The organism is Agrobacterium sp. 10MFCol1.1 (assembly GCF_000381165.1).
GTDB lineage: Bacteria > Pseudomonadota > Alphaproteobacteria > Rhizobiales > Rhizobiaceae > Agrobacterium > Agrobacterium tumefaciens.
Genome location: NZ_KB906091.1, coordinates 1 through 6,893, shown reverse-complemented (window position 1 = coordinate 6,893; position 6,893 = coordinate 1). Strand labels below are relative to the sequence as shown.

9 protein-coding genes are annotated in these 6,893 nt (G+C 57.0%); 8 read left to right on the top strand and 1 reads right to left on the bottom strand.

All coding sequences use genetic code 11. The features are described from left to right. Positions 1 to 430: 430 nt before the first annotated feature. The 7 genes from F617_RS0126675 to F617_RS0126650 all read left to right on the top strand — a co-directional run bounded on the left by F617_RS0126675 (position 431) and on the right by F617_RS0126650 (position 5,698). Positions 431 to 1,858, top strand: a complete 1,428-nt coding sequence (locus F617_RS0126675) for an ISNCY family transposase (RefSeq protein ID WP_019567427.1) — start codon at positions 431 to 433, stop codon at positions 1,856 to 1,858. A gap of 63 nt (positions 1,859 to 1,921) precedes the next feature. Then, complete coding sequence (locus F617_RS28230) at positions 1,922 to 2,209, top strand: hypothetical protein (protein WP_075807477.1); 288 nt, start codon at positions 1,922 to 1,924, stop codon at positions 2,207 to 2,209. A gap of 489 nt (positions 2,210 to 2,698) precedes the next feature. After that, positions 2,699 to 3,265: a YceI family protein gene (locus F617_RS0126670; protein ID WP_019567426.1), complete on the top strand. Its 567-nt coding sequence runs from the start codon at positions 2,699 to 2,701 to the stop codon at positions 3,263 to 3,265. 110 nt (positions 3,266 to 3,375) lie between these two features. Continuing rightward, the gene (locus F617_RS0126665) at positions 3,376 to 3,765 is read left to right on the top strand and encodes a hypothetical protein (RefSeq protein ID WP_019567425.1); all 390 of its coding nucleotides are present in this window, start codon (positions 3,376 to 3,378) and stop codon (positions 3,763 to 3,765) included. Between the two features lie 5 nt (positions 3,766 to 3,770). Beyond that, positions 3,771 to 4,277, top strand: a complete 507-nt coding sequence (locus F617_RS0126660) for a sigma-70 family RNA polymerase sigma factor (RefSeq protein WP_019567424.1) — start codon at positions 3,771 to 3,773, stop codon at positions 4,275 to 4,277. Then, positions 4,274 to 5,053 (top strand): anti-sigma factor, encoded by a 780-nt coding sequence (locus tag F617_RS0126655; RefSeq protein WP_019567423.1) that lies wholly within the window; start codon positions 4,274 to 4,276, stop codon positions 5,051 to 5,053. The genes F617_RS0126660 and F617_RS0126655 overlap by 4 nt, the downstream gene beginning before the upstream one ends. Before the next feature lie 3 nt (positions 5,054 to 5,056). Further along, positions 5,057 to 5,698: a cytochrome b gene (locus F617_RS0126650; RefSeq protein WP_026331090.1), complete on the top strand. Its 642-nt coding sequence runs from the start codon at positions 5,057 to 5,059 to the stop codon at positions 5,696 to 5,698. Here the strand turns inward: F617_RS0126650 and F617_RS0126645 are convergent, their stop codons facing one another. Continuing rightward, positions 5,699 to 6,349, bottom strand: coding sequence for a pyridoxamine 5'-phosphate oxidase family protein (locus F617_RS0126645; protein WP_013636066.1), 651 nt, complete (start codon positions 6,347 to 6,349; stop codon positions 5,699 to 5,701). It lies immediately after the preceding gene. A gap of 350 nt (positions 6,350 to 6,699) precedes the next feature. Here F617_RS0126645 and F617_RS27470 point away from each other — a divergent pair. After that, positions 6,700 to 6,893, top strand: a 194-nt coding sequence (locus F617_RS27470) for a transposase (protein WP_034502658.1), incomplete at its 3' end; no start/stop codon positions are given.

Below are 6,893 nucleotides of genomic sequence, written 5' to 3'. Positions count from 1 at the left end.
CATGCCCTTCCCTCTCATCTGGCGAAGCCAAGGTGAATCTGATTGTAGCTTATGGCGCTGTCAACGGCTGACCATGACGCGACGAAAAGTGCTTTGGAGTGAGAAAGCTAAAGCCGAAGGGTGTGTTCCATCACCCGCCCCCTCCCTACCCTTGCAACCCGGCCCAGCCGGTCCGGTCGGGGGCTGATTGTTTGAGCCAGTGTCGCATTTCTAACTGGCTGGCAGAGCGACAGATGACATTTTAACTTTGCACGATTCGCGACATTTCAACCTTGCCGCCACATCGTATGTAGCGGCTATTTAGTAATGCGACAGTTGGGCCAGTTAGAGATGCGACAGTCTCGCCTCTCGATGTTCTGGTCAATGCCAACGTTGGGAGCAAGGATGACGACCTTCAACCTGGTCGAGACCATGTGCGGTCGGAGTCGTCATGTCCTGTTTGATCACCATGTCGCAGAAAGAATTGCATCGCCTCGAAGTTATTCAGAAGATCCGTGATCAGCGCCTGTGCGTCGTCCAGGCCGCTGAGCTGCTTGGCCTCAGCCGAAGTCAGGTGCACAGGCTGCTGCAGGCCTATGACCACTCTGGTGCGGCCGGTCTGGTTTCGAAGAAGCGAGCGCGGCCAAGCAATCGGCGCCACAGCGAGGAGTTTCGCAATGCGGCGCTGGATCTGATCCGCGAACGCTATCTGGATTTCGGCCCGACGCTGGCGCGGGAGAAGCTGATCGAGTTGCACCGGATCTCTGTCGCCAAGGAGACGCTGCGGCAATGGATGACCGAGGCTGGCATCTGGGTCTCGCGTCGCGAACGCAAGAAGCGGGTTTTCCAACCACGCGGCCGGCGCGATTGCTTTGGCGAACTGGTGCAGATCGATGGCTCGCATCACTGGTGGTTAGAGAACCGCGGCCCCAAATGCGCCCTGCTCGTCTACATCGATGACGCCACAGGCAAGCTCTTGCATCTTCGCTTTGCCGGATCGGAGAACACGTTCGACTATCTGCATGCGACGAAGGCTTATCTGCAGCAATGGGGCAAGCCGCTGGCTTTCTACAGCGACAAACATGGTGTCTTTCGATCGACGCATCCGTCGAAGAAGGACAGGGCAAGCGGTCTGACGCAGTTCGGCCGGGCGCTCTATGAGCTCAACATCGATATCATCTGCGCCAACACCCCGCAGGCCAAGGGTCGGGTGGAACGTGCCAACCAGACGCTGCAGGATCGGCTGGTCAAGGAGATGCGGCTTCGCGGCATCGATACGATTGAGGCTGCCAATGCCTATGCGCCGGAGTTCATGGCGGATTTCAACGCGCGTTTTGGCAAGCCGCCACGCAATCCGAAAGACATGCATCGTCCTCTGGCCGACCATGAGAACCTTGACGGCGCCATGTGCCGCAAGGAAGTGCGCACGCTGTCGCAGGCACTGACGTTGCGCTACGACAAGGTGTTATTTATCCTCGATCCAACAGAACAGGCCAATGCGCTGGCGGGAAAGAAGGTCGTCGTCTGCGACTATCCGGACGGTCGCCTCGATATCATGCACGAGAGCTTCACCCTACCCTACAGAACCTTTGATAAGTTGCGATCAGTGCACCGATCCGCAGTGGTCGAGAACAAGCGGCTGGACGACATGATGTTGATCGTGGCCGAGATGCAGGCCGGGCGGGAACAGCAGCGCAGCAAGAGCGGCCCTCGCCGCACCGGCCAGACGGATCATATGTTCGGCATTCGCGATGGCAGCCAGAGCAACGGTTATCAGAAGCGCGGCCGCAAGCCCGGCCGGCGGACGGACTTCATGGACGACCAGGAGGTGATTGCCAAAAGGCAGAAGGCGCTGGCGCGGATGGAAGCGGCGGAATGAACTGGCGACGTTGAATGCCAGCGGTCTATTGCAGACGTCAGCGGCGCATGCGAGTTTCGCGTTATGAAAGACGAACAACAAACTTCTTCCGATCATACACAAATCCACCTTGCTCCAGACGAAGCTCTGGTTCTTTTTGAGCTTCTTTCTCGTTGGTGCAAAGAGAGCAGCGCTCCCACGCCAAGCGCGTCCTGTTTCGAGAGCCCTGCCGAATGCGCTGTGCTGCACGGACTGCTTGCCGGTCTCGAAAAGCAGCTGGTTGCACCCTTCAGGGCAGACTACCTTGACCTTGTAAAAGAGGCCCGTCGCCGTTTGCAGTCATCGTGGGATTATCCTGCACTTAGGGTTTGATCTCATACCCGGAATGCCTGTTGATTGCCAAGGCAGATTATGCACCCTGCTGAGGAAGCTAAAGCCGAATAGGCATTCCCTCACCCGCCCCCGCTCCTCCCTTGCAACCCGGCCCAGCCGGTCGGATCGGGGGCTGACCGTCGGTGCCTGTGTCGCGTTTCTAAACAGCTGGCGAAGTCGCGCCTCTAACCAGCTTTGACATCGTATGCAGTAAGCTGATGAAACTTTCTATGGTCCCGAGCGACTCACCTTCATCAGCGCCGCCTAGACACTCTGTACCTCGCTTGAGCACAATAGCGAGCAAAGGATTTAGAGAAAGCACCTATCTTTGAGTGGGCTTTGAACCCATGAAAGACATTGCTGACGAAATGCCCATGCTTTGGCTGATGCGGCAAAGATTTTGATGATCTGTCGGAACTGATGGGGATTAAATAGTAGCCAGCGGTGTTCTCACGGGTACGACCACGTACTCATGAAGGAGCCTGCGCCATGAAGTACCCTTACTCCATCACTCTCGTCATTGCGGCATTGGCCTGCACGCCTGTATCTGCAAGCCCGTTTTCGTCCGCCGCCGGACGTTACCGTATCGATCCCGCCTCGCACATCGGATTTTCGATTGCACAGGTTGCCGGTCCGGGCATCAACGGCACTATTCCCGATATATCCGGCCGCTTCGATATCGATCCGGACCAACCGTCCAAGTCCTATGTGGAAATCAGTTTGAACCCTTCCAGCGTGAAGACAGGCCAGGAGCGGGTGGAAAATTTCCTGCGGTCCAGCGCAGTTTTCAACATCGCCGCCTATCCGCAGATCGTGTTTCGCTCCAACCGCGTTACGCAGGACGGGCCGCGCAGCGCGGTCGTTGAAGGCGTTCTCACGGCCCGAGGCGTCTCCAGAGCCGAGACGTTTCACGCAACATTCGTTGAGCATCAAAAGGGTTCTGTCACCTTCCATGTCACCGGAAATATCCCTCGCCTGCCCTATGGCATGGGTGTTGGCGTGCCGCTCTATTCAAACACGGTTGCCTTCGACATAGATTTGAAGGGCGTCAGATAAAACGACGGAACGTCAAAAAAATCGGCGGGACGGGATTAATTGTCGCTGGCCGGTGTTCTGTCTTGTATCGGACATGGTGTCCGCACCGTTACCTCTCAAAGGACGATCTCATGCGTGAACATCATTTCATTCTGGCAGGCGCTCTCGCGCTCGCCTCCACTGCCGCGCTTGCCGAACCATATGCCGGTGGCGCGGTGGTTGAAATGGCGACGGCAAAGGGCACGATCCTGACTGACGCCAAGGGCATGACCCTTTATACGTTCGACAATGATGGCAATGGCTCGTCAGCCTGCTATGACGGCTGCGCGAAGAAATGTCCGCCGCTTGCGGCTGCCAAAACCGACAAGGCGGATGGCGACTACAGACCACTCGCCCGCAGGGATGGCACGATGCAGTGGTCGCATGATGGAAAGCCGCTGTATCATTGGCAGATGGACAAGAAGCCCGGCGATGTCACGGGTGATGGTATTGGTGGCGTCTGGCACGTTGCCAAGGAATAGCACCCATGCCTGATTTTCTTGACGAGATCACAAGTTGCATACCGGCGCTTCGACGTTACGCGAATGCGCTCACGCACGACCGTGACACGGCTGACGATCTCGTTCAGGACTGCCTGGAAAGAGCGATCCGCAAAAAGGCGCTGTGGCGGCCGCAGGGGCCGTTACGTCCATGGTTGTACCGTGTGCTTGTCAACATTTACCGCAACAATCTGCGCGGCAGAAACCGCCGGCCCTCGCAAATCCCGATTGATGATGTTGCCGAACAGATGTTTGTGCCGGCGCCGCAGACGGGCCGGATCATGCTTGCCGAAATGGCCCGTGCCATCGAAAAACTGTCCGGTGAGCAGCGGGAGGCCCTCCTCCTCGTCGTCGTCGAAGGTCTGAGTTATGCGGAAGCGGCAAAGGTTCTGGAAATTCCGTTGGGCACTTTAATGTCCCGTCTGGGGCGCGCCCGAACAGCCTTGGCCCGTATGACCCAGGAAGACAAGCCAAATCTCAAGGTGATAAAATGACTGGCAACGAGCCGCAGATAACCGAAGCCGATCTGATATCCTATGTCGACGGGCAGCTCGAAGACCAGCGACGTGATGCCGTTCGCTCCCACCTCGCCTCCAATCCGGCCGATGCGCGCAAGGTCGAGATATGGCAGCGGCAGAATGCGACACTTACGGCTCTCTATCGTCCTGCTGATGTCGATGTTTTACCCGAGCGCCTCGATGTTTATCGGATGGAGCGTCGCTTGCGATCGGAGCGTGCAAATTGGCGCAATCTGGCAGCGGCTTCCGTTCTCGTTCTGGCAGTTGGACTGACAGGTGGCTGGTTCGGGCGCGGACTTGTGTCGGAGGTCGAGGCACCTGCCCATTCCATCGTGGCGGATGCGACGCAGGCGCATAAGTTGTTTGCTAGCGAGGTTCTGCACCCGGTCGAAGTTCGGGCTGATGCCGAGAACGGTTCCAGCCTGCCGAAATGGCTGTCAAAACGGCTCGACCGTAAACTGAACGTGCCGGACCTCACCCACCATGGCTTGTCCCTTGTCGGCGGCCGGGTGCTGCCCAGTTCCGAAGGCGCCGCAGCTCAACTGATGTATGAAGACAAAAGTGGGCAGCGTGTCACTCTTTACATCGTGGCTGCGGCTGAAACGAGCGATACCGCCATGCGGCGCTCCAATGTCGACGCGCTGGAAACAGTGTCCTGGGATGACGAAACAATCCGCTGCGCTCTGGTCGGCAGCCTGCCGTCCGACCGCATGGACGCTATTGCCAAAGACACCTATCAACAGCTGAGTTAGCCGATGCAATATCTCAAGGGTCATTCCGATAGAGCGACGAGCGGCGTAAGGAGATGGCGAAACACGCCCGCCTCCTTTGGTTTGGTGGCGATCGTTTTCCATTGGACGATCGCGCTCCTATTCCTCGCGCAGCTTGCGCTGGGATATTTTATGAGCCGCGACATCGATCCGGTGCTTCAGTTCAATCTTTTTCAGTATCACAAGTCGATTGGGTTTCTGGTTCTGGCCCTCGCCGCCCCCCGCTTCATCTGGTCGATTTTCAGCAGGAAACCGCGGGCTCTGGATGGTGAAGGGATGGCTTCGAGGTTGGCCGCACGGTCGGCTCACGCCGCGCTGCTGTTCCTTACTCTCGCCGTTCCCCTTGCCGGTTGGGCCGTCGCGTCGACGTCTCCTCTGCAGATCCCCAGTTATGTCTTTGATCTTGTCGTCGTGCCAGGACTACCCATGGCGATCTCCGACCAAGCCGAGGCTTTCTGGACTGAGGTTCACGCCACTCTGGCCTATCTTGCCGCAGTTATCGTCGTTCTTCATGTGGCAGCAGCGCTGTGGCACCATTTCGTCCGCAAAGATCCAACGCTTCGGCGCATGATCCCTTTCAGGGCTGCTGAAGACAACAGGAGCCGCACCGCCTCCCCTCGAAAATAGCTAATAAAGTGTTCTCTGGTAGTCCTTTTCCAGATCGTCATCCAATTTCCGCATCTCATCCTTGTTGCTGGGCGCCCCCGTCGTTTCGTCAAGGATGATTTTGATGAGCGACGGCATCTCGGAGCGATCCTGAAAATGATCCGGGCTCCACAAATGAGACCGCCGAAACGCCTTGGCGCAATGCATGAAAACCTCACTCACCCTGACGACAATCGCGAGTTTGGGCGCACGATCATTGATGCTCATGCTTCTCAGAAGTTCCGGGTCGGTTGCGAGCTTTGCCTGCCCGTTCACACGCAACGTGTCGTCAAATCCCGGTATGACAAACAACAGCCCGACGCTTGGATTGGCAATGATATTGGTCAACGTATCCAGACGATTGTTACCCGGCCGATCCGGTATCGCGAGTGTGCGTTCATCAAGAATCTTGACGAACCCCGCAGGGTCGCCACGAGGGCTTACGTCAGCACTTCCCGCCAGATTCTGCGTTCCTATGCACAGGAACGGAGAGCGTCTGATAAATTCCCGCGCATGCTCGCCAATGGTGTCCTGACACTTCAATATCGCCAGCGCGTGGGTCGCCTCGAACAATCCTCGAAGCGATGGCTCATCTGTTATTGCAAATTCCGGATCAAGTTCAAACGCCGTCATCATCCTCACCCTTGTGACGTTGCCCCGTTGTTCCCATCAGCTTCACCAGACGAAAACGCCTTGGATATTGCTGACATATCGATTGTTTTTCTCTGTCCGCATTTGAGCTGCTTCTAAATTTGAGGTACGCACCTCAATATTAGCACTATCGCAGATTTCAATTTCAATCAAGAAGTAGAACCGGCGCCGATAGAGGCACAACAATCACCGAAACGGCTGCGGGAGCCTTTGAGGGCGGGCAGTCCTGTACAGACAGTGTGGTGGGTTCTTACGTAAGCCCACGGTGAAGGCCGTCTTGCGATGACGGCCTTCTGACTGCCAGTCCTAGTGGTAACACTAGGAGTAGTCATATGACGAAGCATGCAATTGAGGTGATCACCTCCGTAGAGCGCCGTCGGCGCTGGTCACGCGAAGATAAAGAGCGGCTCGTCGCTGCGTGCTTTGAGCCAGACGCGGTCATCTCGGAGATTGCCCGCGCGGCCGGGATCCATGTCAGCCAGTTGTTCCGTTGGCGCAAAGAGCTTTGTCGGATCGAGGAGCCAAG

Bases quoted from the DNA above. Each gene is read 5' to 3' on its own strand.
- F617_RS0126675 (WP_019567427.1), top strand. From the start codon at position 431: ATGTCCTGTTTGATCACCATGTCGCAGAAAGAATTGCATCGCCTCGAA.
- F617_RS28230 (WP_075807477.1), top strand. From the start codon at position 1,922: ATGAAAGACGAACAACAAACTTCTTCCGATCATACACAAATCCACCTT.
- F617_RS0126670 (WP_019567426.1), top strand. From the start codon at position 2,699: ATGAAGTACCCTTACTCCATCACTCTCGTCATTGCGGCATTGGCCTGC.
- F617_RS0126665 (WP_019567425.1), top strand. From the start codon at position 3,376: ATGCGTGAACATCATTTCATTCTGGCAGGCGCTCTCGCGCTCGCCTCC.
- F617_RS0126660 (WP_019567424.1), top strand. From the start codon at position 3,771: ATGCCTGATTTTCTTGACGAGATCACAAGTTGCATACCGGCGCTTCGA.
- F617_RS0126655 (WP_019567423.1), top strand. From the start codon at position 4,274: ATGACTGGCAACGAGCCGCAGATAACCGAAGCCGATCTGATATCCTAT.
- F617_RS0126650 (WP_026331090.1), top strand. From the start codon at position 5,057: ATGCAATATCTCAAGGGTCATTCCGATAGAGCGACGAGCGGCGTAAGG.
- F617_RS0126645 (WP_013636066.1), bottom strand. From the start codon at position 6,349: ATGACGGCGTTTGAACTTGATCCGGAATTTGCAATAACAGATGAGCCA.